The 26,040-nt window shown below is 58.9% G+C and carries 16 protein-coding genes and 6 pseudogenes; 9 read left to right on the forward strand and 13 right to left on the reverse strand.

Annotated features, from left to right (window positions below; translation table 11 throughout):
* Nucleotides 1-191: 191 nt before the first annotated feature.
* From QAZ47_RS06430 to QAZ47_RS06440, 3 genes and pseudogenes are all read left to right on the forward strand, one after another.
* Nucleotides 192-1,925 (forward strand): CocE/NonD family hydrolase, encoded by a 1,734-nt coding sequence (locus QAZ47_RS06430; protein ID WP_244514363.1) that lies wholly within the window; start codon nt 192-194, stop codon nt 1,923-1,925.
* Nucleotides 1,926-2,423: 498 nt separating this feature from the next.
* On the forward strand, nt 2,424-4,193 hold the full coding sequence (locus tag QAZ47_RS06435; protein ID WP_063169339.1) for a CocE/NonD family hydrolase: 1,770 nt from the start codon (nt 2,424-2,426) through the stop codon (nt 4,191-4,193).
* An 88-nt stretch (nt 4,194-4,281) separates the two neighbouring features.
* Nucleotides 4,282-4,619 (forward strand): annotated as a pseudogene (locus tag QAZ47_RS06440) (IS110 family transposase); the annotation flags it as partial.
* A gap of 44 nt (nt 4,620-4,663) precedes the next feature.
* Here QAZ47_RS06440 and QAZ47_RS06445 read toward each other — a convergent pair.
* The 7 genes and pseudogenes from QAZ47_RS06445 to QAZ47_RS06475 form a co-directional block, all read right to left on the reverse strand.
* A pseudogene (locus tag QAZ47_RS06445) lies at nt 4,664-4,856 on the reverse strand (transposase domain-containing protein); the annotation flags it as partial.
* A 28-nt stretch (nt 4,857-4,884) separates the two neighbouring features.
* Nucleotides 4,885-6,948: a recombinase family protein gene (locus QAZ47_RS06450; RefSeq protein WP_063169338.1), complete on the reverse strand. Its 2,064-nt coding sequence runs from the start codon at nt 6,946-6,948 to the stop codon at nt 4,885-4,887.
* A complete protein-coding gene (locus tag QAZ47_RS06455) occupies nt 6,935-7,237 on the reverse strand; it encodes a hypothetical protein (protein ID WP_063169337.1) in 303 nt (100 codons plus the stop codon). The genes QAZ47_RS06450 and QAZ47_RS06455 overlap by 14 nt, the downstream gene beginning before the upstream one ends.
* 49 nt (nt 7,238-7,286) lie before the next feature.
* A pseudogene (locus QAZ47_RS06460) lies at nt 7,287-8,604 on the reverse strand (IS66 family transposase); the annotation flags it as partial.
* A gap of 69 nt (nt 8,605-8,673) precedes the next feature.
* Nucleotides 8,674-9,026, reverse strand: a pseudogene (gene tnpB, locus QAZ47_RS06465) (IS66 family insertion sequence element accessory protein TnpB).
* Entirely contained in the window at nt 9,023-9,403 is a 381-nt protein-coding gene (locus QAZ47_RS06470; protein ID WP_199489649.1) for a transposase, read from the reverse strand. Before QAZ47_RS06470 ends, tnpB begins: the two are co-directional and overlap by 4 nt.
* A gap of 419 nt (nt 9,404-9,822) precedes the next feature.
* A pseudogene (locus QAZ47_RS06475) lies at nt 9,823-11,027 on the reverse strand (IS110 family transposase).
* Between the two features lie 209 nt (nt 11,028-11,236).
* Between QAZ47_RS06475 and QAZ47_RS06480 the strand changes: the two are divergent.
* Entirely contained in the window at nt 11,237-11,476 is a 240-nt protein-coding gene (locus tag QAZ47_RS06480; RefSeq protein WP_063169335.1) for an IS110 family transposase, read from the forward strand.
* A 48-nt stretch (nt 11,477-11,524) separates the two neighbouring features.
* On the opposite strand, the pseudogene QAZ47_RS06485 reads toward QAZ47_RS06480, so the two are convergent.
* From QAZ47_RS06485 to QAZ47_RS06495, 3 genes and pseudogenes are all read right to left on the reverse strand, one after another.
* Nucleotides 11,525-11,805, reverse strand: a pseudogene (locus tag QAZ47_RS06485) (integrase core domain-containing protein); the annotation flags it as partial.
* A 188-nt stretch (nt 11,806-11,993) separates the two neighbouring features.
* Entirely contained in the window at nt 11,994-13,001 is a 1,008-nt protein-coding gene (locus QAZ47_RS06490) for an ATP-grasp domain-containing protein (protein ID WP_063169333.1), read from the reverse strand.
* A 771-nt stretch (nt 13,002-13,772) separates the two neighbouring features.
* The gene (locus QAZ47_RS06495) at nt 13,773-14,102 is read right to left on the reverse strand and encodes an ATP-binding protein (protein WP_272482847.1); all 330 of its coding nucleotides are present in this window, start codon (nt 14,100-14,102) and stop codon (nt 13,773-13,775) included.
* A 2-nt stretch (nt 14,103-14,104) separates the two neighbouring features.
* Between QAZ47_RS06495 and QAZ47_RS06500 the strand changes: the two genes are divergently transcribed.
* Nucleotides 14,105-14,410: a hypothetical protein gene (locus QAZ47_RS06500; protein ID WP_164548505.1), complete on the forward strand. Its 306-nt coding sequence runs from the start codon at nt 14,105-14,107 to the stop codon at nt 14,408-14,410.
* 808 nt (nt 14,411-15,218) lie between these two features.
* Here the strand turns inward: QAZ47_RS06500 and QAZ47_RS06505 are convergent.
* The 3 genes from QAZ47_RS06505 to QAZ47_RS06515 form a co-directional block, all read right to left on the reverse strand.
* A complete protein-coding gene (locus tag QAZ47_RS06505) occupies nt 15,219-16,652 on the reverse strand; it encodes an amidase (RefSeq protein WP_063169332.1) in 1,434 nt (477 codons plus the stop codon).
* 79 nt (nt 16,653-16,731) lie between these two features.
* Entirely contained in the window at nt 16,732-17,919 is a 1,188-nt protein-coding gene (locus tag QAZ47_RS06510; RefSeq protein WP_063169331.1) for a M20 aminoacylase family protein, read from the reverse strand.
* Nucleotides 17,920-18,328: 409 nt separating this feature from the next.
* Nucleotides 18,329-18,796: an Lrp/AsnC family transcriptional regulator gene (locus QAZ47_RS06515; RefSeq protein WP_063169330.1), complete on the reverse strand. Its 468-nt coding sequence runs from the start codon at nt 18,794-18,796 to the stop codon at nt 18,329-18,331.
* Nucleotides 18,797-19,640: 844 nt separating this feature from the next.
* Here QAZ47_RS06515 and QAZ47_RS06520 point away from each other — a divergent pair.
* The 4 genes from QAZ47_RS06520 to QAZ47_RS06535 all read left to right on the forward strand — a co-directional run bounded on the left by QAZ47_RS06520 (nt 19,641) and on the right by QAZ47_RS06535 (nt 26,036).
* Nucleotides 19,641-20,819 carry an aminotransferase class V-fold PLP-dependent enzyme gene (locus tag QAZ47_RS06520; RefSeq protein ID WP_063169329.1) on the forward strand — a complete coding sequence of 393 codons (1,179 nt, stop codon included), beginning with the start codon at nt 19,641-19,643 and terminating at the stop codon, nt 20,817-20,819.
* Between the two features lie 36 nt (nt 20,820-20,855).
* The gene (locus QAZ47_RS06525; RefSeq protein WP_063169328.1) at nt 20,856-22,004 is read left to right on the forward strand and encodes a M20 family metallopeptidase; all 1,149 of its coding nucleotides are present in this window, start codon (nt 20,856-20,858) and stop codon (nt 22,002-22,004) included.
* Between the two features lie 401 nt (nt 22,005-22,405).
* Entirely contained in the window at nt 22,406-23,584 is a 1,179-nt protein-coding gene (locus QAZ47_RS06530) for a Xaa-Pro peptidase family protein (protein ID WP_063169327.1), read from the forward strand.
* Nucleotides 23,585-24,557: 973 nt separating this feature from the next.
* Nucleotides 24,558-26,036, forward strand: coding sequence for an NAD-dependent succinate-semialdehyde dehydrogenase (locus QAZ47_RS06535; RefSeq protein ID WP_063169326.1), 1,479 nt, complete (start codon nt 24,558-24,560; stop codon nt 26,034-26,036).
* Nucleotides 26,037-26,040 lie beyond the last annotated feature (4 nt).

Raw genomic sequence — 26,040 nt, forward strand, 5'->3', positions numbered from 1 at the left:
GGTATTGCACAGGCAGGTGGGCTGGAACACCACCATGCAGATAGAATGCTGAGACCCGTCGAAATTGGCCACTCCATCTTGAATCAGTCTCAATGTCTGGGAGGCACTCTGAAGTGTGTAATGAACTAGGCCCGATTAAACCGCCAACGCCGCGATACGAAGTGGTTTTGCAGACCGGCTTGCGCGTTCCAATGCGGGACGGCGTTGAGCTCGCCACGGACCTGTATCGGCCTATTGGTTACACTGGGGAACTCGGGTCAATCCTTATCCGAACTCCATACGGTAAGACGCCCTATCGCTGTCCGGTTGAGCCTCGCCACAAAGTGGCAAGAATGTTTGCTGGACAAGGGTTCGCTGTACTTGTGCAGGAGCGTCGTGGCGTCTTCGATTCCGGCGGCGTATACGCTAGGGAACATATAGGGGACGACGGTTATGACACGCTGTCCTGGATTTCGCAGCAGCCATGGTCGAATGGACGCGTGGGCACATATGGGTGCTCGGCGCTTGGTATCGCGCAGGTTTTGCTGGCGCAGTTGTGCCATCCAGCCCACCGATGCGCAATTGCGCAGGGATCGGGCGGCGCGAACGGCTCTGCCGGAGGGCGATATCGCAACGGGGATCTCCGTCTCGGCGGTGCGGTGGAGGTTGCCGCGTTTGTCCCCTGGTTCCACCAAACCGCAGCGAAGGACCGGTCCCGAGTGCAACCGAAAAGCGATGAGGAGTATCAGCGGGCTTTCGCGTCGCTGCCGCTCGTCAACATGCTTAAGAGCCTTGGGGGACCGCCGACTGACTGGGAGGACTGGGTCTCGCGTGACCCAGGCGATCCCTGGGGGGATCGGAATGGGATGCTTAGCGAGGACTCGACCATCGACGTCCCAGCCCTGTTCGTGAACTCGTGGTACGACGTGGGGGCTGCCGACGCGCTTCACCAGCAGCGCGTTTTTAGTGCTCGCGGATTGAGCCCGGCGGCACGCGATCACCAACATATCATTCTGTCGCCAGCCACGCATTGTGGCACCGAGAGTCTCAAAGCCCCGACGGTTATCGGCGAGCGCGAGCTGGGCGACGCGCGCCTGGATTGCTGGCAGATCTACCTGGACTGGTTCGACTGCTGGCTGAACGACAAGCCCGACCGGATCGAGGGAATGCCCCGCGTCCAGTACTACGTGATGGGTCGCAACGAGTGGCGTGCCGCGTCAGAATGGCCCCCTCTTGGTGTGGAACTGCAGCACTGGTTCCTCCGCAGCGGCGGGAATGCCGCGACCCGTCTAGGCGACGGGACTCTTGATGTAGAGCCTCCGAGTGCCGACGAGCCGGCTGACACGTTTACCTACGACCCTGGGGATCCGGCGCCGTTCTTGGGGATGGACGGCGGGAAGTCAAGTGGAACTACTATAGGACCCCGCGATTACCAGGACGTCCAGCTTCGTCCAGACGTCCTCTGCTTCACTTCACCGCCCCTCACAGAGGGCATGGAGGTTACCGGATTTGTCCGGGCGGTCCTCTTCGTCTCTTCTTCGGCCCCGGACACGGACTTCGTGGCCAGACTGTTGGACGTACATCCCGATGGCCGTGCGATTGACGTGGTGGACGGGATACTGCGCGTCCGCTATCGCGAGGGCTTTGATCGGGCTGTTTTCATGGAACCGAGCGTTATATGCAAAATCGAGATTGATCTCGACGCCACAAGTAATTGGTTTCCGGCCGGCCATCAAATTCGCCTGGAAATCACTAGTTCGGCCTTCCCGCGGTTCGACCGCAACCTGAATACGGGAGGTAACAACTGGGACGAAACTGAATGGGTAGTGGCTCGGAACACGATTCATCACTGCGAGCAGTTCCCCTCCCACGTACTGCTTCCTGTGATGACAGCGATGGGGTCCCATGCCGGCAAGGCGAATTTGAACAGCTTGCCGCCTGGCTAGCCTACCTCCACTATTTCAAACAAACGGTGATAACAAGCTGCGATCGGTCGGGGAGCCCGTCGCTTCTCACATCAAGCAGCTTGCCCCATCGGCCCGCGTCAATCAGCATGGAATGGGGGTCCATGGATCGGCACATAATGGCGGTGAGACTCACAATTGATGTTTTGCACAGCGGCGTAGGCGCGCTGTCACATTGATTTAAGCAATAGGGAAATTGGGGTGGCAACGCGCCATCATTGAGTGCCGGACCTGCTAGAGAAGCACGGTTGAGTTTCTTTTCAAACAACTTAGCAACGGCACAGAGTTCATCGTTGTACTGTGAATGCGACGAACACACCACCGTGCAGATAGAATGCTGAGACCCGTCGAAATTGGCCACTCCATCTTGAATCAGTCTCAATGTCTGGGAGGCACTCTGAAGTGTGTAATGAACTAGGCCCGATTAAACCGCCAACGCCGCGATACGAAGTGGTTTTGCAGACCGGCTTGCGCGTTCCAATGCGGGACGGCGTTGAGCTCGCCACGGACCTGTATCGGCCTATTGGTTACACTGGGGAACTCGGGTCAATCCTTATCCGAACTCAATACGGTAAGACGCCCTATCGCTGTCCGGTTGAGCCTCGCCACAAAGTGGCAAGAATGTTTGCTGGACAAGGCTTCGCCGTACTTGTGCAGGAGCTTCGTGGAGTCTTCGATTCCGGCGGCGTATTCACCCTCATGGAGAATGAAAGGGACGACGGTTATGACACGCTGTCCTGGATTTCGCAGCAGCCATGGTCGAATGGACGCGTGGGCACATATGGGTGCTCGGCGCTTGGTATCGCGCAGGTTTTGCTGGCGCAGTTGTGCCATCCAGCCCACCGATGCGCAATTGCGCAGGGATCGGGCGGCGCGAACGGCTCTGCCGGAGGGCGATATCGCAACGGGGATCTCCGTCTCGGCGGTGCGGTGGAGGTTGCCGCGTTTGTCCCCTGGTTCCACCAAACCGCAGCGAAGGACCGGTCCCGAGTGCAACCGAAAAGCGATGAGGAGTATCAGCGGGCTTTCGCGTCGCTGCCGCTCGTCAACATGCTTAAGAGCCTTGGGGGACCGCCGACTGACTGGGAGGACTGGGTCTCGCGTGACCCAGGCGATCCCTGGGGGGATCGGAATGGGATGCTTAGCGAGGACTCGACCATCGACGTCCCAGCCCTGTTCGTGAACTCGTGGTACGACGTGGGGGCTGCCGACGCGCTTCACCAGCAGCGCGTTTTTAGTGCTCGCGGATTGAGCCCGGCGGCACGCGATCACCAACATATCATTCTGTCGCCAGCCACGCATTGTGGCACCGAGAGTCTCAAAGCCCCGACGGTTATCGGCGAGCGCGAGCTGGGCGACGCGCGCCTGGATTGCTGGCAGATCTACCTGGACTGGTTCGACTGCTGGCTGAACGACAAGCCCGACCGGATCGAGGGAATGCCCCGCGTCCAGTACTACGTGATGGGTCGCAACGAGTGGCGTGCCGCGTCAGAATGGCCCCCTCTTGGTGTGGAACTGCAGCACTGGTTCCTCCGCAGCGGCGGGAATGCCGCGACCCGTCTAGGCGACGGGACTCTTGATGTAGAGCCTCCGAGTGCCGACGAGCCGGCTGACACGTTTACCTACGACCCTGGGGATCCGGCGCCGTTCTTGGGGATGGACGGCGGGAAGTCAAGTGGAACTACTATAGGACCCCGCGATTACCAGGACGTCCAGCTTCGTCCAGACGTCCTCTGCTTCACTTCACCGCCCCTCACAGAGGGCATGGAGGTTACCGGATTTGTCCGGGCGGTCCTCTTCGTCTCTTCTTCGGCCCCGGACACGGACTTCGTGGCCAGACTGTTGGACGTACATCCCGATGGCCGTGCGATTGACGTGGTGGACGGGATACTGCGCGTCCGCTATCGCGAGGGCTTTGATCGGGCTGTTTTCATGGAACCGAGCGTTATATGCAAAATCGAGATTGATCTCGACGCCACAAGTAATTGGTTTCCGGCCGGCCATCAAATTCGCCTGGAAATCACTAGTTCGGCCTTCCCGCGGTTCGACCGCAACCTGAATACGGGAGGTAACAACTGGGACGAAACTGAATGGGTAGTGGCTCGGAACACGATTCATCACTGCGAGCAGTTCCCCTCCCACGTACTGCTTCCTGTGATGACAGCGATGGGGTCCCATGCCGGCAAGGCGAATTTGAACAGCATCGCTAGGTGTTTAGATTGTGGTATTCGGCTTTGCCCCCCGCCTTGAACGGGTTGTTTTGAAGTGCTGCGCTTCGAGATGATGACAAAACGTGGTCTGTGTGAACAGCCACAAGCATCAGGAAAGGAAGCGCAGCATGAAAAATTATGCCGGACTGGACGTCTCCGTGAAAGAGACCACCGTTTGCATCGTGAGAAGGGCGCCGAATTTGCCGAGAGATGAAGGTTGCTAGTCATCCGGACGATCTTGCTGACGCATTGAAGAACCCCGCATGGAATCTCGCCCGGATCAGGCTTGAAGCCGGCCCCTTATCCCAATGGTTGGTCTGGCGGCAGCCGGACTACGTGACCTGTATCGAGCCCCGTCATTCCAAGGCGTTCTCAAGGCACAGGTCAACAAGACCGACCGCAACCATGCTCGCGGCATCGCGCAGATATGCGGGTTAACCTGTTCCGGCCCGTGCATGTCAAGAGTAAGCGGTATTCTCGGGCCACGGCCTTGAGCTCGAGCTTGTTGATGTAGACCCAAGGCAGGAGATCGTCGATCTGGCTGTTGGGGTGGCCGTTGACGATCCTGGTGAGGACATCGGCGAGATAAGCCGAGCGGTTCGACACCATTGAGCTTGCAGGTTTCGATCAGCGAGGCGATGACTGCCCAGTGTTCGGCGCCGCCGTCAGAGCCTGCGAAGAGCGCGTTCTTGCGGTTGAGCGCGAAGACTGATTCATTATGCACCCCCTCTTCAAATGGCGGGAAACAGCGATTTCTGATTATCGTCGTTGATGATACGCGGAGATTTGCGCGCCAAATCGGCCTTGATCCGTTCATCTTCAAGGTCGCTGGCGCGGATCTGGTAGGGCGCGCCGCGCATGACCTGCTCGGCTGGTAATATGCCGTCCCTGACGAACCGGCGGATTTTGACGTGCGACACGCCAAGCTTCGCGGCCGCGTCCGACATGGTAAGCCACTCGCCGTTCTTGTCGGAAGACCGATAGCCGCTGATCTTGTGCACCGTGCGCAGGGATTGGACGCGTCGCGCCGTCCAGGTCTTTCCCTGACCCGTCTTCATGCCCATGCGGTTGAGTGTGGCGGCGATTTCGGCATCCGACCATCGCGTTGCCATGGATCGCATGACCGCCAGAGCCTCCTCAGGCGTACTCTGGCCATGCTCTCCGGATTTGGACTTGCGAACCCTTACCTGGGAATGCTGGCCCCCATGCCAATGGATGGTCAGGATCACATCGCGCGCGTCGTCATCGACGTCCGCCACAATGTCCTTGATGAGCGCGCGCAGCAGTTGCTGACGGAACCGCATATCGACACCCGGCGCATTCCAGGCGGCTTCGAGATCCTGGGCGAGGCCGGTGAAGTCAGGGATCGCGTCGACAGGCTCCATACGCTGGACTTCACTGAGCCGGGCCTCGCAGGTCTCCACGCGCCTGAGCCTAGCTTCCCAGTTCCTCTCGAGCTGGGCCGCTATAAGCCGGTTCTCCGGGTCGCAGGCGGCGTAGCGGCGCTCGGCGAGCGATGCCTCATAGCGTGCCTGCTGCAGGTCCATCTCGATCATCTGCCGCCGCCTGGCTTCGCTCTCCAGCTGCATCTGTTCAGCCTCCAACGCCGCCTCGATCGCCATCGGCGCAACCGCCTCCAAGGCTTCGCGGGCCACCGCCGCATCGGTGCGAAAGCCGTTGAACGACATGCATCGCGCCTGCGCCATCATGGTGTTCTCGCAACGATAGACCGGGTAACCTTGGCCACGTCCGGCATACGTGACAACCAGTCTTCGCCCGCATCGACCACAGGAGAGAAGACCCGGGAGCAACGCGCGACCGCCGCGGCCCGACTTGACGCCGCCGGCTTTGCCATAGGCGTTGGCGGCGAGAAGTTCCTGGTTCCGTTCGTACTCGCTCCATCCGATATAGCCTTCGTGATGCTCCTTGAGCACCACCGCCCAATCGCTGGCCGGCTTGTAATGACCATAGCTCTTGCGGACGCGGCCATCCACGATCTCGGTGCGCTTCTCGCTCTTACCATAGACATAAGCGCCGGCGTAGAACGGGTTCTTCAGGACGGAGATCACGTTGCGGTAGCGGACCGGAACCCAGGCGAAGGACACCATCTTCTTGCCGTCGGAGGGTCTGGGGAAATGCACGCCATCGTCGATCATCGAGATCAGGACCTGGCGGGCACTGCCGAGTTCGCGGAAACGCGCGAATATCAGGCGAATGGTCTCCTGCAGGCGTATATCGGGATCGAACCCGAGACCGTAATCCCGGTGCCAGACGTAGCCGAAGGGCACAGAGATGCGCAGTTCGCCGCGCTGTGCCTTGGCGCGGTCAGCTTCGTACATGCGAGCACGCAGCACCCCGAGTTCGAACTCGCTTATGCTCCCCTTCATGCCGAGCAGCAGGCGATCGTTCGGCAGTCCCGGATCGTAGACTCCGTCCAGATCGATCACCCGTGCATCGACTTCGCCGCACAACTCGAGCAGCCGATGCCAGTCCGGTCCGTTGCGAGACAGGCGGGACGCCTCCAGGCAAAGCACAGCGCCCACATGACCGGTGCACAGATCGTCGACCAGGCGTTCGAAACCGGGACGTTCCACAGCTCCACTTGCGGTGCGTCCCAAGTCCTCGTCGATCACCTCAACCTTGCGGAATCCCCAGCGCCGCGCGACGTCGACCAGCTCATATTGCCGACGCTGGCTCTCAAGATTGAGCTGCACTTGCGCCTGCGTGGACTGACGTACATAGACAACGGCCTTGCGCTTGAGGATGGTGGCCGGAATCAGATTACGGCTCGTCATCGCGGCTCTCCTCCGTCACGATACCGGCGGCGGCCATCAGCACATTGGCGAGCCGGGCGATCACGATCGTTCGTTGCGCTGCGCTCAGCCCGACTAGCTTGTGCGAGTCGAGCGCATGCTGAGCTGGCGAACGATCACGAGAGATCGTGTCGGTGGCGGCAAGGTTCTCATTTTGAGTCTCCCCGATGATGAAACCATCCGGAGAGCCTCGCCGGAAACGGCGCTGGATCAAGAGCTTGTTCAGTTCAAGCAGTGCAGCAAGCGACGCGCGCGGGGAGCCCAGATCCATTGCTGCGCACGGGACTTCGACCTCCTGCCCAACATGGGCAGAATGACCCCGAGATTGCGATCGGACGGATCGAGCGTTCGACGGTGTTGCTGTCGATCTCGATGCGGCCGTCGTCAAGGAAGTGCGAGAGGCCTTCCCAGCGTGAGAGCGTGTAGCGGATTGCCTCTGCGAGCTTGGTCTTCTGACTGATCAGGCCGAGCTTCTCACGCAGCCAGGGTTCGAGATCGGCGACGATGGCGCGGCTTTTGTCCTGACGCATCGCGCGGCGCTCGTTGGCCGATCGGCCACGGATGTCATCCTCGATCTTGTAGAGTTCGGCGATCCGTCTCAGCGCGTCACTGGCGATCGGCGCGGGACCGGCTGCTGCCAGTTCATAAAAGCGCCGACGGACATGCGCCCAGCAGAAGGCGAGCGTGACGCCGCTTTTGTCGGCCAGCACGCGATAGCCGCCATAGCCGTCGACCTGCAAGATTCCGGTGAAGCCTGCGAGATGAGCGATCGGACGCTCGGCCTTTCGGTCCGGCGCATAGACATAGGCGACGCCCGGCGGGTCGCTCCCCTCCCATCGTCGGTCATCGCGGGCATAGGCCCAGAGTTGACCTGTCTTAGTCTTGCCGCGGCCGGGATCGAGCACCGGCGCGGTCGTCTCGTCGGCGAAGAGTTTTGCCGAGGACTTCAGCTTGCCAAGCAGCCGCTCATGCACCGGACGCAGGTGCCAGGCGGCGCGGCCGACCCAGTCGGCGAGCGTAGAGCGATCGAGATTGATACCCTGCCGGGCGTAGATTTGCGCCTGACGATAGAGCGGAAGGTGATCGGCATATTTTGAGACCAGCACCTGGGCGACCGTTGCCTCGGTCGGAAGACCACCCTCGATCAGCCGGGCCGGCGCCGGAAGCCTGAACCACGACGTCCTCGCAGGCGCGGCAGGCATATTTGGGCCGGCGCACGACGATTACACGCAGCTGCGCCGGAACGATGTCGAGCCGCTCGCTCACGTCCTCGCCGATCCGATGCAAGCCATTGCGGCAGCATGGGCAGGCATGGTCCTCGATGTCGACGACCATCTCCACGCGCGGCAGATGGGGTGGCAGCGCGCCCCGGTTGGCCCGGCGCCTCGTGGCCTTTGCTTGCCGCTCGGCGGGAGCAGATTGCTCCTTCTCTTCCTCACCGGCGGCCTCGATCTGCTCCGCCTCTTCGAGCCCCAGCAGCAATTGATCCTCGGGGAGCGTCTCGGCACGCCGGCCGAAGCGGTGACGCTGCAATTCCTTGATGATCTGAATCAGACGGGCATTCTCGACGTCGTGCGCCAGGACCATCGCCTTCAGCGCGTCCGGATCGTCGGGAAGCTGGTCAGCCGTCATCGCCATGAACGGATCAGACCATATTCGCCGACAGCCCGCGACAGCGGAATCTAGGCTGATTCACTTCGTCGCGGGTCAGCCCGCCTGGGCTGGCACGCGGGTCCGGCGCGCCTCATGGACTCGCCGCCAGTCGAGACCTTCGAGTAGCGCCGAGAGCTGCGCGGCCGTCAGCCGCATCATGCCGTCATGCACTTTCGGCCAGCGGAACTCCCCATCCTCCAAACGCTTAGCAGGCAAACCCCGGTGCCATCCCAGAAGATCAGCTTGATCCGGTCAGTCCGCTTCGCCCGGAAGACGTAGACGGCCCCGCTGAACGGATCGGCCCCCATTGTCTCTCGCACCAGCGCCGCCAATCCCTCCGCACCCTTGCGGAAGTCGACGGGCTTCGTCGCCACCATGACCTTGACCGCACCCGTCGGCCCGATCACGACGTCGCCTTCAGCGCGCGGATCACTGCGGCCACCGTCTTGGTATCGGCGCCCCGGCCGACGCGCATCGCGATGCCGTCGATCTCAAGCTCGATCATGCCGGCATCTCGGGTGGCTTGCCGTTTCCGCTGCTTCGGTGAACGGCTGGCTGCAGGTTCCGCCGCCGCCACAACCGCCGGCACAAAGGCAGGAGAATCTTGCTGCACCGAAGCGGCCTGTTTGCGCGCTTCGCGGCGCCAGGCGAAGACCTGCTGCGGCCTGAGACCATAACGGCGGGCGACCTCGGAAATGATCGCATTCGGCTCCAGCGTCTCTGCGATGATCCGCGCCTTGTCATCCACCGACCAGTGACGCCGACCGCCGGCACCGTTGATCACCTCGAAACGCCGAAGCTGCCGCTCCGGGTCAAGCGTAAGGTCAAGTCCAGACACAAGCCGATCTCCGATCCCAATACAGGATCGGCAACCTCACAGATCGCGACCACTCCCGAAAGGTGGTCCGGAAACACCGCTCTGATGTCCGCTGTCAAGGTTTGGAACGCATGAGGTCGCCCGATCCGAGGAACGGCTGCTCATTCTGATGATCGCGCATGGGTGGGGAGGCGGAACTGAAGGACGTCGGTGATCAAGCTCTGATGCGCGGGTTGGCTACCGCATTCCCGATTGTGCGTCCGGGGCTGTTCCTATCTTACTGCGGGCGTCGGTCGATTTGCCGGCCACAAAGCGTCTGACGGGCATTCCCCTGCCGTGGTCCCGCCTCCGCCCATGCGCGATATGTGCGCCATCGCGGCGAGCGATCAGGTGACGCGCGCCTCCCTTGCGACTGCCCACATAAAGCCGACCAGTTCACGGGCGATCGCGGTGCAGACGACCGTTGTCCGTTTGCCCCGAGCGCTCAGCATGCGGTAGCGGGCTGTCAGGCGGGACTGCGCCTTCCAGGCGATCTCACGCACCTTCGGTGACGCCTGCTCCAACCGGTATAGCTTCGCCTTCCCGACCTTGGGCGGATGTCGATAGGTCCAGGCGCTCTCGACCAACATGTGGCGAACCCGACCGTTGCCTGCCTTTGTGATGCCGCCGCGCCGGACTGTCTCCCCGGTTGAGCGCTCGCCGGGGACCCGACCGAGATATCCCATGAGCTGGCGTGGGCTTTCGAACCGGCTGGCGTCGCCGACTTCGGTGACGAACGTCACGGCGACAATTAGGTCTACCCCACGCAATGTCTGAAGCGCCCACACGATCGGTGCCAGCGACCAGGCCGGGACGAACTCTTCGATCACACGCTCCAGCCGCTCGACCCGCTCTTTCGAGACGCGCACCGCCTCGACCATCTCCTGGAGTGCGATCTGATGCGCGGGATGATCGAACCTTGTTCCTGAAGCCAGCGTAGATAGCGCATCGTCCAGCTCTTCTTTCGCGGATAGCTACGGCCGTGCTTGAGCATGAATGCGCTCACCTGCTGGCGATGGACCCGCAGCGTCTCGACCGCGCCCGCCCGCGCGCGAACAAGATCCCGTATGGACTCGTGCCCTTCATCGGGAACCCACACCGCGGTCAGCTCGCCGGCGCGCAATAGTCGGGCAAGGGAAATGGCGTCTCGACGGTTCGTCTTCACCCGATCGCCGGGCTTCCTTGGTATCAATGATGGTGCAACCACGGTGCACTCGTGCCCGAGCGACCGGATCAGGCGATAAAGGCCGTACCCGGTCGGCCCAGCCTCATAGCAGAAATGCACGTAATCAAAGCGGCTGGCGATCCGGCCTATGACCCGCCGCATGCTGGTCGCCGACGCGTCGACCTCACCGAAGAACCGAACCTCTCCTTCCCGGCCTGCCTCCGCAATCGCAATAGCGTTCTTAAGCTTCGCAACATCGATTCCGACAAATGCTTCTCTATAATCCGCCACGGCTCGTCCTCCTGTGGTGAGGATCGGCTCGGCCCGTCCGAGCAACCCTCGGACGCGCAGTGTAGGGCGAGCCACCTCATCGGCAGAGGCGGACATACGGTCTTACTGTCAAGACGCTGACGACCCAGAATCGCCGGGCGCTGCTGACGGCCCTCAAGTCGCTTCAGGAAAAGGCCATCGCCATCGAGAACGACATCCGTGGCCTGTTTCGTAACTTCGGTCTCAAAGTTGGCATTGTCGACGGCCGGCAAATTCGCGGATCGCATCCGGGACCCTTCCGGTGACATTCCGGAACTCGAGACATCATGGAGACGTTGCTCACCGCCCGTCGGAAACTTTGCGAGCAGTTCACGGTGCTACACGAAAGACTGTTGTCGATCGTGAGGGGTGACACGGTTTGCAGGCGGTTGATGACCGTGCTGGGCGTCGGCCCTATCGTTGCACTGGGTTTCAACGCCACGGTCGATATTCCTGCCCCCTTCAGGAATTCGAAGGACGTGGGGCCGTATCTCGGTTTGACGCCGCGGTTACATCAATCAGGCTAGGATAATCGCGTCGGCAGGTCAGCCTAGGAAGCTTGAATGGGATTGACTTCAACACGCCGAATAGACAAGTCCAGGCATTTGGTGGAGCGGATTGAGAGTGAAGCGCTCGGGCTGGGAAGCCCATGCCTTGCAGATGAACTCGTAGGGTGAGACCTTTGAGGGCCTTCAGCCTGCGGCCGAAATTTGTAGGCCGCAACAAAGTCGGCAAGATGCCGACGCAGTTGGTCATGATCGTCGTAGTGGAAACGCTTGCCCGTCGCGTCCTTGATGGTGCGGTTCATTCGCTCGACCTAGCCGGTGGTCCAAGTATGCTTTGGCTTCGTGGTTCGAAGCACAGCGCGACGATGCGGCCCCCGAACGTGCTTGCGGGCTTCCTGGCGCCGCGACGAGCGCTTGCAGGCGCTGACGGTCGCTGGCCAAAACGGTGAAGGGGGATGCTATTGCGCATGCATCTAACTCGCACGCCAAACCGCAAAACGGAATCCCGAAATCGGACTCTTTTGATCCGATCAATCCACTATGAGACGCCGATTCCGAAATAGCGGGTGTGGGCGACATTGAGGATGCGATTGATCAAGCTTACGAAGCTGTGTCCGCCGGCCGTTGCAGCTGTGCCATAACTGGAGTGTATACCAAGGGCCGGCACCGAGTTCATCTCTAGGACAAACGGTTGGCCTGAGCGATCGATCCGGAAATCGACGCGGGCATAGTCCCGGCAGTGGCAGGCACGGAAGGTCGCAACCGAAATATCCCGTAACATCGTCTCAAGCCCGCTCTCGATTTTCGCCGGGCAAATCTTGGGCACCGCTGCGGCCGCCACGTACTTCGCATCCCAATTCATAACACGCGTTTCGCGGTCACCGAAGTCCTGCTCCACTAGAGGCAAAACTTCGGGCTCCCCGTTTCCGAGCAACGCAACGCAGATTTCCCGCCCCTCGATGTATTCCTCCACTAGCGCATCCTGAGCATGCTGCGTGACGATCACTTCGACGGCCTGCCGCAACTTAGAGTGTTCATGTATGATCTGCAATCCGAAGCTGCAGTCCTCCTCCCGCGGCTTCACTACCACTGGGAATCTCAGGTCGCCGGTGTTCTCGGTGCCGCGACGCATCACGCGAAAGTTCGGAGTCGGCACGCCCTGATCGCGGATGAGCATTTTGGTAATGACTTTGTCTCCCGTCAGCCCAATCCCGAAGGGGCTACATCCAGTGTATGGAACACCGGCCATCTCAAGCATGGCAGGAACATGAGTGTAACGCTTTTCGCCCTGAATTCCCTCCGCCAAGTTGAAGACCATTCCCGAGGGGCGACCTTGCGGATCAGGTGGCATGAACCGCTCGAGACTGGCGAGCAGTCCTTTATCGCCTTCACACACTACCGTCTCGTGGCCGCCCTCTTGAAGTGCCGCCACCACATCTTCCAACGTGCCGCTATGCGGCCAAGGCTGCGGCGGCTGCGGACAAGGCTGACCGAACCGGTTAATCACACCGTTGAAATCACTGTTCGTTACGATGGCTACTCGCATGAGCTATCTCCTTTGACGTTTGTCTGCTGTCACGAAACCAATGAAAACTGGATGGAGGCCAACCGCTATATCAACATTGACGACCTGCACGAGTACAAGAGGCTCGAAGCACCATGGCTGACCCTTTTCACAACCCCCTCCACAAACATAGGTCCACCACCCGGTTCCCTCTCCGGTTCCCGACCCTTTCCGCTGGCGGTGCTCTTTTTGCCCAAGTAGCTCGAAAGACGGCGAGTTGGGTTGCGGTACCATCAATAAAGCCTTATGCAGGGTTTATGCCAAAACAGATGATAACCGGCGGATGAGAGCGCTCCGACGCGAAATGATCGCTTCAAAAACCGTGCCAACCTCGCAAAATGCACGTCGGCCAGTGCTTTGAGTTTGATATCAAACTTACGGTCATATCAGGTACTAAACTGGCCCGCACAACCACTATGTCGCAGGCGCGACAAAATCCGACAGAGATCGTATCCCAGGGGACGAGCGGCGACCCATCCGCAGTCTTTTGACGCTCGCCGGTCCCTTACATCGAGCCCTGGCGTCCAGAATTGAAGTTGGGCGAAGGCGATCCGCATAATCGTATGCCCGGCCTGGCCGGCTTCAACGTGCGAGCGCTGCAGCAGTTTCAACAATGATGGCGAGTCGGCATAAATCTTCTTGAGAGGCTGGCGCTTAATCCCGGAACAAACGCGGCAATCAGCACTTCGCCTTGCTCATTTCGATGACGGCCATAGTGTTATTGCGCGCTTCAAAAGCTGGACAGCGATTCCGCTAATTCCCGGACAGCGTTTTCACAAAAGTCCGACAGTTCGTCGAGGTTGGTCCTCGGCAGCCTGGTTGCTGTAGGGCTGATTGATTTCGGTGTTCTCGGAGTCGGTCAAGAGGGCCGAGGCTTTTTTCTTCGGATGCTCTCGCCCTGAAGGGCGATGCGGTGTGCATTGTGCACGAGCGGTCGTGTATAGCGTCGGCGACCGTGCTGTCGTTAATAAGGTCGTGCCAGCTTGCCACGGGGACCTGGGCGGTGATCAGGGTGGATTTTCTCTGATAGCGCTCCTCGACGATTTTCGAAGAGGTGGAAGCGCTGCTGATCGGAGAGAGCATGGTTGCCGAAGTCGTCGTGGATGAGCCAAGTGGACACGGGTGAGCTTGTCGATGAGGCGGGGAAAGGAACCATCGATGCGTCGCTCTCGAACAGGATAACAGTGCGGCTTCGGAAAAGTCCGGACAGGCTTTCCGGTAATCTCAATGATGAGATCCGCGCCCGCCGTTCCAAAAAAAGGTTCGGCACGAAGCCCGCATTTTTTGCACTGGGCTTACGGCGTGCTGATCCACTGTTTCGTCATTACTATTCCCGAGCCTTGCAACCGAGCCGGAAGCGTCAGGCGAATGCAGGATTCCTGCGCTCGTAGAGCGTCCCAGCTTGGTCAGCACAACCTGACGATACGCGCCATCTTGGCGGCAAAGGCATTTGACGCAGCTGAATTGTCACGATCAGACGGCAGTTGGATCCTCATTGGATGGCCAGTGTTGCAAAAATCACAGGCTGGAGATCGGACTTGCGCCCTGGTGAATTTCCGCCACCGCATCGGGGTCGGTCTTCAACCCGGCAACTTCGACTTCCCAATTATAATAGAGACCGCGGCCGGGGCTTTGGCGGAGAGGGTCAGTCCTGGCGATGCCTCTCTCGAGCCGGCCTACATTGCAGCTGCCAGGCGGTTGGTTGAGCGCGGAGCCGTCGCGATAACCAGGGACTGCGGCTTCAGTATCTGGTGCCAGGCTGCACTGGCCACGTCTGTCAAACTTCCCGTGGCCATGTCGAGCCTGCTACTGGCGCCCACGCTCCTCCGGCAGCTTCCGGCCGGCGCAAAGCTCGCCGTCTGGCCGCAGACTCAAGACACTGCGGCGAAGAGCTGCTGGGCATGGATTCATCCGCAGGGGCAAGAGTAGCCATCGGCGGCATCGAAGGTAATACGCGGCCGGCTAGTGTTACCGAAATGGAGTCCCCGGGTTGCAGTCTGTGTCGCGACTTCGCGCCGCACATCCCAAGATTGACGCACTCCTATTTGAATGTACATTGTCCCCGATGGTGACGTCAGCAATCCGTCGTAGGACAGGACTGCCCATCTATGACGCCGCGCCCCTTTATCGAATGACATTCGCGTCCGTGGCTTGACCGCTTGGAGGCCGTCAGGTGCTTGAGCGCGGCAGTCTCAAGTTTTAAGGGGTGGCAGCGTGGAATCTGCTCCTCGCGAAAGAAGGAAGCCCCAGGCGACTTTCGATCGTATATGCCGCGGCTAGGACGGAGGTGTCGGAATAGCGCGCGCCGACCAGTTGTAGCCCGACGGGCAGCCCTTGATCATCCAGGCCCGATGGAATCGATGCTGCTGGTTGCTGGGTCAAGTTGAAAGGGTAGGTGAAGGGCGTCCAGTCCACCCACCCCTTGTAACTATCATCCGGCACATTTCGCCCGACGGGGAACGGCGCGATAGGCATCGTCGGTGTGACCAAGAGATCGTAATTTTCGTGGAACTTCGCCATCAGAGCGGAGAGCTCGAACCGCATCGCCTCAGCTTCCTGAAATTCGGTAAGGGTGATCTTCAGCCCGCGTTCGGCACCTTCCAGAAAGCCAGGATCTAGTAATTGTCTTTGCTGTTTGTTCATTCGTGACACAATACGGGCGGCGCCAGCGAACCAGAATGTAGAAAACACCTCCACCGGATCCGCAAATCCCGGATTGACTTCGGCCACCTCGGCCCCAAGAGCTCGAAGCTGGTCGATCGCATTATCGGTAACGTTTTGGATATCTCGCGCCACCTTGACATAGCCGAGGTTCCGACTGTAGCCGATCCGCAGGCCCCTGATGGTGGTCTTTGCTGGATCGGGGTCGAGACCTAGGTACGCCGGACCCGCATAGCCATCGCGAGCGTCCTTTCGTGCAATCACATTCATCATCAGGATCGCATCCGCAACGGTGCGGGTCACCGGCCCCAAATGAGACAGCGTTGTCATGGCGCTAGCTGGCCATTGCGGAACGATGCCGAAGGTTGGCTTGAAGCCGAAGGTCCCCGTGAAGCTCGCCGGTATCCGGATTGATCCCCCGCCGTCGCTACCCTGATGAAGAAAGCCAAGGTTGAGCGCAGCCGCAACTGCCGCCCCTCCCGACGACCCGCCTGGTGTCAGGTCAGGATTCCAGGGATTGCGGGTGATCCCGTAGACCGGGCTGTCTGTTACCCCTTTCCAGCCAAATTCTGGAGTGGTTGTCTTGCCCAGGATAACGCCACCGGTCTCACGGATACGGGCTGGAACAGGGGCGTCTTCAGTCCAGGGTCCCTCGGTGCTGCCGGACAATGAGCCACGTCTTGTCGGCCAGCCTCGTGTCAAGGTGAGGTCTTTGATGGTGGCCGGAATGCCATCTAGTACTCCGGCTGGTTCCCCCTTCATCCATCGACCCTCCGAGGCCCGGGCAGCAGACCTGGCCCCTTCGTGGTCGACGAGGCAAAATGCGTTCAGCGCCGGGTTGTTGGCGTCGATGCGGCTGAGACAGTCATCGACGACTTCAACAGGCGAGAGCTGCCGCCTTCGGTAGAGTTCCAGGCATTCGCACGCCGACAGACCCTCAAGAGATGTTGGCACGGATGAACGAGTTTTCATTTTACGAGGTCCGCTACATTCAAGCCTGGCATAAGACGGCAGTTATTCATTCGTTCTGCGGCCCTTGTCAGACCGATCATCAAGACGTCGGACGGGATCCCAACGTGTTCTCTACGAGCTTGATCCAGTACGATGTTCCATAAGGAATCGCCTCGTCGTTGAAATTGTAGGCAGGGTGATGCAGGCCGGCGCTGTCACCGTTCCCGCACCAGACGAAAGCACCCGGCCGCGCCTGCGCCAGGAAGGAGAAATCTTCCCCCCCCATTACCGGTGGCGTCTCGAGCACATTGTTTTCACCGGCCACGCCCTTGGCCGCGCTTCTCGCAAGGTCGGTCTGCTGGACCTCATTGAAGAGAATTGCGTCGAAGCTCTGAAATTTAATATCTATCTTCGCGCCGGTTATCTGGGCGATGCCGGCGACCACTTCGCCCACCCGCTCCTTCACGAACTTGCGCACCTCCGGCTTTAGCGTCCGCATGGTGCCCACCAACTCCGCTGTTTGCGGAACGACGGGGACTAGTCTCTGCCCGGACTGGAACTGGTGGAACGAAATTCCTGCCGAGTCGACAGGGTCAATGTTCTGAGCCAGGATATGCTGCAGGGCCGTCACAAGCTGAGCGCCGACCAGAATCGGATCGATGCATTCATGAGGCCTTCCAGGGTGCCCCCCTCGCCCTTCAATGCTAATTTCTATGCTATCAGTTGCCGCCATCACTGGACCTTGCCGGATTCCGAAGACACCTACCGGCAAGCCCGGACGATTGTGCATTCCGTAGATGTGCTCGATGCCGAACCGCTCCATCAAACCGTCATCTAGCATGGCAACGGCGCCGGTACCGATCTCCTCGGCAGGTTGGAAGATCATGACCGCCGTTCCAGCGAAATTCCGAGTATCGGCAAGATAGCGCGCGGCACCCAACAGCATCGCGGTGTGGCCGTCATGCCCACACGCATGCATCAAGCCCTTGTTCTTGGACGCATAGGGCAGATCGGTCGCTTCGTTGATCGGCAGCGCATCCATGTCAGCGCGCAATCCGATAACCTTTGGGTTACCGTCGCTCACGACGCCGTTGCCCTTGATGACGCCAACGACGCCGGTTTTGCCGATGCCGGTCGCGACGGCGTCGCAGCCGAATTCGCGCAGGCGCTCGGCGACAAATGCCGAAGTACGGGGGATGTCGAAGCCCAGTTCGGGATGTGCATGGATGTCCCGGCGCCAAGCCACTATCTCGGGGAGAAACTCTGCGACGCTATTGAGAATTGCCACGGGGACTTTCCTTTCTTGCCGGTTGCAGGCGAATTTCACGCTTTGTCCTTGCGAGAGCCGGGAGACCCGTTTCCGCGCTGCCGGGAGCACAGCATCCTCTGTGCGACGTAGGCACCCCAGCTATTCCGCCGACTGAAGCCGCTCCAATTAGCCGGGGACCGACAATCCTGAATTCCGCTCCGCCCAGAATGTAGCAAGTGCCAAAGAGCTTGGTTGCGCGAAGGGCGCCTTGGTCCCGCAGAATATCATCGTTTTTTGGTCATTGGCGCATAACACCTGCAGGCTGAGAGGAGGTGCCCTGGTATATATGCGGGACCATTCAAAATAGGACAGCCGACATTCAGAAGTGCGGGACAACTGCGACCCGCGGAAGGCGCGTGGTGGTTGCCTGGGCGGGCTCTTTTGAAGGCTACTCTTCAGCAATTGGCAGAGCAAACGACGCCTTGATCCGATCCATTACAACGATTGTCTTGAACCCCTTTACTTCAAGATGTTCGTAAAAAAAACGACGGGTAAACGCCTCGTACTCGGCCATGTCCTGAGCAGAGACCGTAATAATAAAATCCGCTTCACCCGTAACGTAGTAAGCGTTCATGATCTCAGGCGTCCGCCGAATTGCCTGCTTGAAACGATCGATGATATCGGCGCGATCGCGCTCGAGAGTGATGGATACCAGCAGGAGCAGGGGCCGACCGACGGCTTCCGGTGAAACTATGGCAACGTCCGCTTCGATGACGCCAGCGTCTCGAAGTCGCTTTAATCTCCGCTGACAAGCGGTAGCCGATAGTCCGGCAAGTTCGCCCAATTCCTCTGTCGTAAGGCGATTGTTGCGCTGCACGACGTTGAGAATCTTCCGGTCAATTCGATCCAGATCCATTCACAATCTCTGCTCATGATGATATCGGCCAATGCCAAGGCCGCCAGTCCGTACGTCCAAAATGTAGCAAGTGCCAAACGCCCTCTCGGCGCTAAAGTCGGTCCAAGTCGCAGAAAATCGGCGTTTCTTTCGCCATCTGCGCACAATACCGGCATAGTATAACTATCTGAGGGGTGCCGCTGAATCGATGGGCGTTGCTGGTGAGCAGTTGCGGGCCAGCGCAAGAACGGCAGATTCGATCGGGTGGGGGCGATCCCCGGTCGAAAAGATCCTACCGATCTCGTTGCTCAGGCGCAGAAAACATGAGTTGCAGCACGCTCGCATCAGTTCGAGGCAAGCGTGTTAGGGAGCGACATCACCAAGGGTGTCGGCGTTGCAGCATAAATCGGAGACCATGAGAGTCAGGCTATGAACCGGCCCCGGCTTTCGGATGCCTTACGGCCCTCGCGCGTCGGCCGCGAGTGAACTATGATCCGCATGGGTGTGGGGCTGGAGGAGAAGGTCGTCGGCTCAGTCAGGCTAACGTCGCTCCAAGCACTGGTAAGAAGCCCTATCCGCGGTCTGAGAATTACCCAAATTGATCTCTCGTGAGGCAGTTGTTGCAGCTGCATTCCGTCGAGACGCTTCAGTGATCCGCGAGAATGGCTCGCGATCTCTGCGTGAATCGCGGTTTGGCGCAGGAATGCGGCGTGGGAGACCGAATGTTAGACCAAAGTCGGCACGAGCACCGTGTAAAATGGGCAGGTCAGCGCAGACCAGTCTGGCGGCATTCTTACCCTTGCCGGAACGATCGCCTGAACAAGGTAGCTCAACCGCCGTCCGCACTCCCAGGAGAGAAAGCCATATGCTTCCCTTGGACATCCTCCGAAAGGAGTTTCCAGCCACAGCAAACGCCATCTACATGGATGTCGCGAACCAGGGCCTCATATCAAGCACAACATTGGCTTCAATCGAGCCTCATTTGAACAATCGGCTGCATGGCCTAAACGACGAAGAAAGAATGCTCGAACACGTCGAGCGTACTCGCGCTAGGTTCGCACAATTTATCAATTCAGATCACGATGAAATTGCAATTACCAAGAATGCATCGGAAGGCATCAACATCATCGCTAATGCGATCGATTGGAGAGATGGAGACAACGTCGTTCTATGCCCAAAATTGGAACACGCAAATAATATCTTGCCATGGATTCAGATCAGAGACCGCTACAATGTCGAGTTGCGAGTCGTAGAGCCGGATAACGGCTCAATTCCCCCTGATGCATTCGTAAAGGCGATTGATTCTCATACCCGCGTTGTTGCCTTGGCGACGGTGACGATGGTTCCGGGGTTTCGGACCGTCATGGAGCAGATATCCGAAGCCTGTAGGCACTACGGTGCATTTCTTTTGGCGGACGCGACGCAATCTGTTGGGATACTCCACACCGACGTCAATCGACTTGGCGTAGACGGTGTAGCAGTGTCCACTGTGAAGGGTTTGATGGGTCTTTATGGATCGGGTTTTTTATATTGCCGTAAAGAATGGGCCGATCGGCTGAGCCCGGCCTATCTTGCGCGCTTCAGCGTAGATTTCGGAAACGCGCCAGAATCAGCTCCGGTACCTAGTTTTGTAAAGTTGCGCTCTGGCGCGCCCCGCTTTGATATCGGGCATTACAACTTCCCTGGCATGTTGGCTGCATATGCATCAATGGGCCAGCTACTTGATATCGGAACCGAGGCGATCGACCAGAGCGTTACCTCACTCGCAAAACGTATGGCCACTGGTCTCTTAGATATCGGGCTTCCGGTCTGCGGCGGGCCACCAGGCGCTCACACTGGAAGTATCGTAGCCGTTGGCGATTCCAGCGATCTTGTTGAAGGGCGCCCAGTCGACGCCCGCATTCGGTCGCTTCACGAGCATTTCACGAAGAACGGGGTAATCGTCTCAATACGCAGAGGCATGCTCCGGTTTTCCCTGCATCTTTACAACACCGCCGATGAAGTCGATCGCGTAATCAATCTGGCCAAGAGCTGGTCGAAGTAAGAGCGACACGGCTAGTTCATGCACACAGGAGAGTACATGTCGACCCAGAGCGCCGAGACTATCGGACTTCTCCAAGATCTTATAAAGATCGAGAGCATCAATCCATCGCTGTCGCCAAAAGGTAGTGGAGAGCAAGGTGTAGCCAAGTTCCTCGAGGGTTTTTGCAAGGAGCGGAAGCTGGCTTACGGGATACAGGAGGTGGCCGATGGTCGCTCGAATTTCCTGACCTGGGTACCTGGGAAAGAACCCGATAGGCGTATTCTATTCATTGCTCATATGGATACCGTTCCTATCGATAGGTGGGAATCAGATCCATTCTCGGGTGAGCAACGGGACGGGCGAATATATGGGCGAGGTAGCTGCGACACAAAAGGCTCACTTGCAGCTATGTTGATTGCGCTTAGCTCACTTGGTGAACGGCAGCCCCGGGCCACGGTTGTTGTGGCAGCCAGCATTGACGAAGAGTACCGCAAACTTGGCGCCCGCGCTATAGCCGATTCCGGTGTCGCTTATGAGGGTGCGGTAGTCGGTGAACCCACCGAATTAGAGCTCGTTGTAGCTCACATGGGTTCTGTCCGCTGGCAAATCGAGGTTCAGGGTGTACCGGCTCATACGTCGAAGCCTCATCTCGGAGTGAACGCGATCACGGGCATGGCCAAGGTGGTATTGGCACTTGATGAGCACCATCGATCCCTTGTGTCTCGGGCGCAGCACCCATTGGTAGGGTCATCACAGCTGACCGTGAGCCTCATCGAAGGAGGTTTGGAACTTACCACTGTACCGCCGGTATGCCGTATCTGGGTCGATCGGCGTCTCATACCCGGGGAGCGGCCGCAGGACGCGTTGGCGGAGGTAGAAAGCATACTGGAAGGCCTTCGCCAGGGCGAAGACAAGATCAATGTTCGGTCATTGCTTCCCGCATTGGAAGACCCGCCTCCAATCAGTTCCGGGTCGAGCAAAATTGCAGCAGTCGCAGGAGCGGCTTGTGCCCACGTCGCGGGGACCGGAGAGCAGAAGGGAGCCACCGGCGGCTCGGATGCAAATCAGCTGTCATTGGCTGGGATCCCGTGTGTGATTATCGGACCCGGGCGTACTGCCCAAGCCCATACGAACAACGAGTTCGTTGAAATCGATCAACTGACCAAGGCTGCTGATTTGTACCAGAGAATCATGCTCACATATTAGGAGTGGCCGGCCTGATGGGGGTGCTCAAACCCCGTCCATTGGGCCGCGGACGCCCCGGATGCTGCATGAGCGTGGCGGCCGCAACGTCCCGATCTTCGCTGGTCTCGTCGGCGCTTCCCACGTAGATCTTGCCGCCCGTGCTTGAAATTCTGTTGCGACAGGCAGAGTGCGTCTTCACCATAGGGAGGGCATGATCTTCCACCGGAGACGCAGAGCCACCGAAAATTTGGCGCTCATATGCGGATAACGTACGGCAAGTGCCTAGGAAATGCAGATTTTCCGCGACAAGAAGAAATCCTCGGGGAAAACAGCCTCTTGTGACGTGATACGAAGAGAAAGTATGCGGACAGGACGAATGCCTGATCCGTTCGAGGAATGCCTGTTTTGAAGGACTCGACGAGATGAAATATGAGAAGCCATTTCCGCCCGAGGAGTTTCGGCGTCGTGTTCATGACGTGAAGCAGCGGATGGAGCGAGCGGGGCTGGACTTGCTGATCTGCCAGGATCCCGCGAATATGTATTGGCTTACCGGCTTTGACGGCTATTCGTTCTACGTGCCTCAGGTGGTCTTAGTGCATCTCCAGTCGGACATGCCCCTCTGGTTCGGACGTTTCGTCGATGTAAATTCCGCTTATATAACGACGGATCTGCCTAGAGAAAATATAAGCTCATTTTCCGATCATAGACTTCAACATCCAGAATTACATCCATTTGACGATCTTTGCGAGCTTATCAATTCGCGCGGCTGGGGATCTGATCGAATCGGTGTCGAGCTTAACGCCCACTTCTATACTGCCCGAGCACATCAACATCTCGTCAAAGGCCTTCCGAATGCAAAATTCTCTGATAGCCGCGAATTAGTCAATTGGGCACGGCTTATAAAATCTGACCTTGAACTAGTCTACATGAGAGAAGCGGGCCACCTTGCAACGCATACGATGCAGACGGCAATCGCTAACCTAAGGCCTGGAGTGCCGCAACATGAGGTCGTCGCGGAGGTGTACCGGGCCCAGACACGAGGGGTGGACGGTAAATATGGCGACTCTAGCGGTCCTCCTCTTATCCAGACTAGCGAACAAACGAACGCTCCGCACCTCAGTTGGACCGAGGAGCCCTTGCCGACCTCTGGCCTGGTTCTCATGGAGTTCGGCGCCACCCGACGCCGCTACTGTGCGCCGCTGTGCCGCACCGTCCACATCGGAAAGCCACCCGCAGAGGTCTCGCGTCTTGCTGAGGTTATAGTGGAAGGCGGGGATGCTGTGCTCGAGATGGCAAAGCCTGGTACCGTCGTTGAGGAGCTTAATGCGGTGTGGCAAGATATCCTCAAGCGGAACGGGTATATCAAGATAGGCCGCTCCGGCTATTCAATCGGACTCAACTTCCCGCCGGAATGGGGCGAACGCACGGTTAGTATTCGCGCGGGCGACAAGACCATCCTACAACCAGGAATGTGCTTCCATTTTCAGTCGGGGGTTAGGCTCGAAGGGTTCGGCGCCGCCATCTCTGAATCATTTATTGTAACCGAAAGGGGCGGTGAGCGATTGGCAGATGTTGATCGCCGCTTGATCGTCGTGGACTAGGTGATTTGGATGTGACCCAAATCGTTTTGCGATCTCACTGGGTCCGTTCGAAGCCGGTTGAAATTTGTTTCTGCGGCGAGCGGATGAACGGATCTAGCTTAAGGACGGCGCTGTCTGAGAGGTGCGGCATGCCCAACCTCTGGGACAGGAGAATCTCGCCTAGCACATGAGTTCTCTGCATCAGCGGAGATTAAGATCCGTAGGCCGAAATGAGCCACCTGTGACGCGAGCGCGGCGTGAACGTTGCCCCATTCTACAAATGCGCGGATGACGCAAGAGGACTTAGCTTTTGAGGAGCATTGAGGACGAGTTTACGCGCGCCTGAAGCGGGCTCTTGCCAACCCTGCGCGCCGGTGGGAACGCGAGTATGGTCCGCCCCGTCCGTGCAACACGTCGCGACATCAGCACACGTTGTTCCCGATAGATGGCTCGGCAGCGAAGCTCGCCTTTTGCCCGGGGCTCGCTTCATCCTTTTCTGCTGTTTCGTGCGACTTCACCACTTCACCAAGTGAATGTCTGGGTTATCGCGGGGACCTCAATTTCGGGACCCCAAGACCTCCTTCCGAATGAAGTCGTCCGCGATGCCATCGTGTCTGAAGCGGTCGCGGTCACCCTGCACAGTGCCGGACGAAAGTAGCCTTGCGGCGAGTTCCGTCTAAGATTCGAGGCGGTTGCGCCTGCGTCAGTGCGCCTGATCGGTGTCGGTCGAGAACTTAATGCCACGAGGCCAGATCGGGAACTCGGGATCGGGAGATCGGCGCTGGAACCAACTACTTTCCGCGCCGCCGGCGACCAGCGCGACCTTCGCTCGCGGTCGCTAAGCCTCCTGGCAAGTGAAGTTGTGAGCCGTGTCCAATTCTACGCGAATTGGCTGCTGTTTGCAGGAATGCAGCTAAAGGGGCATCAACTGCGCTGCCGATCGGCGCTGTGGCAGCAATAACCTAAAGGCATCAGCATACCATTGGAGTCTTAGATGAGGGGTACGTCAATCACGGCATTACGCAGGCTCAAACGGCCAGACCTTTTGCGTGGTGATGCGTATCTGAACGGCGCCTGGCTCTCCAAATCAGATACTCTTGCCGTGTTTGATCCTGCCAGCGGTGACGAGATCGCTCAAGTTGCGGCTTGCGCAGACGCCGACGTTGACGACGCGGTCCATTGCGCAAGAGCAGCGTTCCTCAAGTGGCGCGACATGCTTCCGTTACAGCGTGGTGCATATCTGCGGAAATGGGCGGCAGGCATGCGGGAGAGCGCCGAAGACCTGGCTGTCATCATAACGGCCGAGCAAGGAAAACCGATTGCTGAAGCCCGCGGCGAAGTTTCATACGCTGCCGGCTTTTTAGATTGGTTTGCAGGGGAAGGGGAGCGGGCTTACGGCGAAACGATTCCCAGCCATCTCCCCGCAAGCAGGCTGGCCGTGCATTTGCAGCCGATCGGGGTGACTGTCGCCATTACGCCATGGAACTTCCCAGCGGCAATGATCACCAGAAAGGCTGGAGCTGCACTGGCCGCTGGCTGCACAATGATTGTAAAGCCGGCACCCGAAACGCCACTGTCGGCCCTCGCGCTTGCCCGCCTTGCCGGGGATGCTGGCATTCCGCCCGGCGTGTTTCAGGTGATCACGGGCGAAGCTCCGCCACTTGCCAAACGGCTGTTGTTGCATACCCACGTGCGTGCGTTCTCTTTTACGGGCTCCACCGAGGTCGGCAGAATCCTTCTCGAGCAATCCGCGAAGACAGTGAAGAAAGTCTCGCTCGAACTTGGCGGCAATGCTCCTTTCATCCTTTTCGGCGATGCGCCGATCAACGCTGCGGTCGCCGGTTGCATGGCAGCCAAGTTCGCGACATCCGGTCAGGACTGTCTCGCGGCAAACCGGATTTATGTGCAGCGAGAGATTTACGAGCATTTTACGGAAAAATTTGCCGAGGCCACCAGTAAACTAAAGGTCGGGCACGGATTGGAGCCAGGTGTCGACATCGGTCCGATGACAAAGACGTCTGGTGCTGACAAATGCAGGCACCAGGTTTCTGAGGCTCTAGCAGCCGGGGCTCGAATGGTAGCAGGCGCACAGCACAATTCGCTTGGCGGGAACTTCGTCACGCCGGCCGTGCTTGCTAATGTGACCGATGACATGGTGATTGCGAAGGACGAAACGTTTGGACCTGTCGCTGCAATCCTGCCCTTCGACGACGAACGGGAGGTGGTCGCGCGAGCCAACAATTCCGAGATGGGACTTGCGGCCTACGTCTATACCCAAGATCTCAACCGAGCCATGCGGCTCTCCGACCGGCTCGAATATGGCATGGTTGCCGTGAATACTCCAAAATTTACGGGGCCGGGCATTCCGTTCGGCGGCTGGAAACAATCCGGCCTTGGTCGCGAGGGCTCAAGGCACGGTCTTATCGAATATCTCGAACCCAAATACCTCTGCATCGGCAACATCGCGGCCTGAAAGG

It is taken from the genome of Mesorhizobium sp. WSM4904 (genome assembly GCF_029674545.1).
Taxonomy (GTDB): domain Bacteria; phylum Pseudomonadota; class Alphaproteobacteria; order Rhizobiales; family Rhizobiaceae; genus Mesorhizobium.

Coding starts and splice junctions, on each gene's coding strand:
- QAZ47_RS06530 (WP_063169327.1), top strand. CDS start 22,406: ATGAAATATGAGAAGCCATTTCCGCCCGAGGAGTTTCGGCGTCGTGTT.
- QAZ47_RS06430 (WP_244514363.1), top strand. CDS start 192: ATGCGGGACGGCGTTGAGCTCGCCACGGACCTGTATCGGCCTATTGGT.
- QAZ47_RS06505 (WP_063169332.1), bottom strand. CDS start 16,652: ATGAAAACTCGTTCATCCGTGCCAACATCTCTTGAGGGTCTGTCGGCG.
- QAZ47_RS06450 (WP_063169338.1), bottom strand. CDS start 6,948: ATGACGAGCCGTAATCTGATTCCGGCCACCATCCTCAAGCGCAAGGCC.
- QAZ47_RS06480 (WP_063169335.1), top strand. CDS start 11,237: ATGGAGACGTTGCTCACCGCCCGTCGGAAACTTTGCGAGCAGTTCACG.
- QAZ47_RS06520 (WP_063169329.1), top strand. CDS start 19,641: ATGCTTCCCTTGGACATCCTCCGAAAGGAGTTTCCAGCCACAGCAAAC.
- QAZ47_RS06455 (WP_063169337.1), bottom strand. CDS start 7,237: ATGGATCTGGGCTCCCCGCGCGCGTCGCTTGCTGCACTGCTTGAACTG.
- QAZ47_RS06435 (WP_063169339.1), top strand. CDS start 2,424: ATGCGGGACGGCGTTGAGCTCGCCACGGACCTGTATCGGCCTATTGGT.
- QAZ47_RS06525 (WP_063169328.1), top strand. CDS start 20,856: ATGTCGACCCAGAGCGCCGAGACTATCGGACTTCTCCAAGATCTTATA.
- QAZ47_RS06515 (WP_063169330.1), bottom strand. CDS start 18,796: ATGGATCTGGATCGAATTGACCGGAAGATTCTCAACGTCGTGCAGCGC.
- QAZ47_RS06535 (WP_063169326.1), top strand. CDS start 24,558: ATGAGGGGTACGTCAATCACGGCATTACGCAGGCTCAAACGGCCAGAC.
- QAZ47_RS06490 (WP_063169333.1), bottom strand. CDS start 13,001: ATGCGAGTAGCCATCGTAACGAACAGTGATTTCAACGGTGTGATTAAC.
- QAZ47_RS06495 (WP_272482847.1), bottom strand. CDS start 14,102: ATGCTCTCTCCGATCAGCAGCGCTTCCACCTCTTCGAAAATCGTCGAG.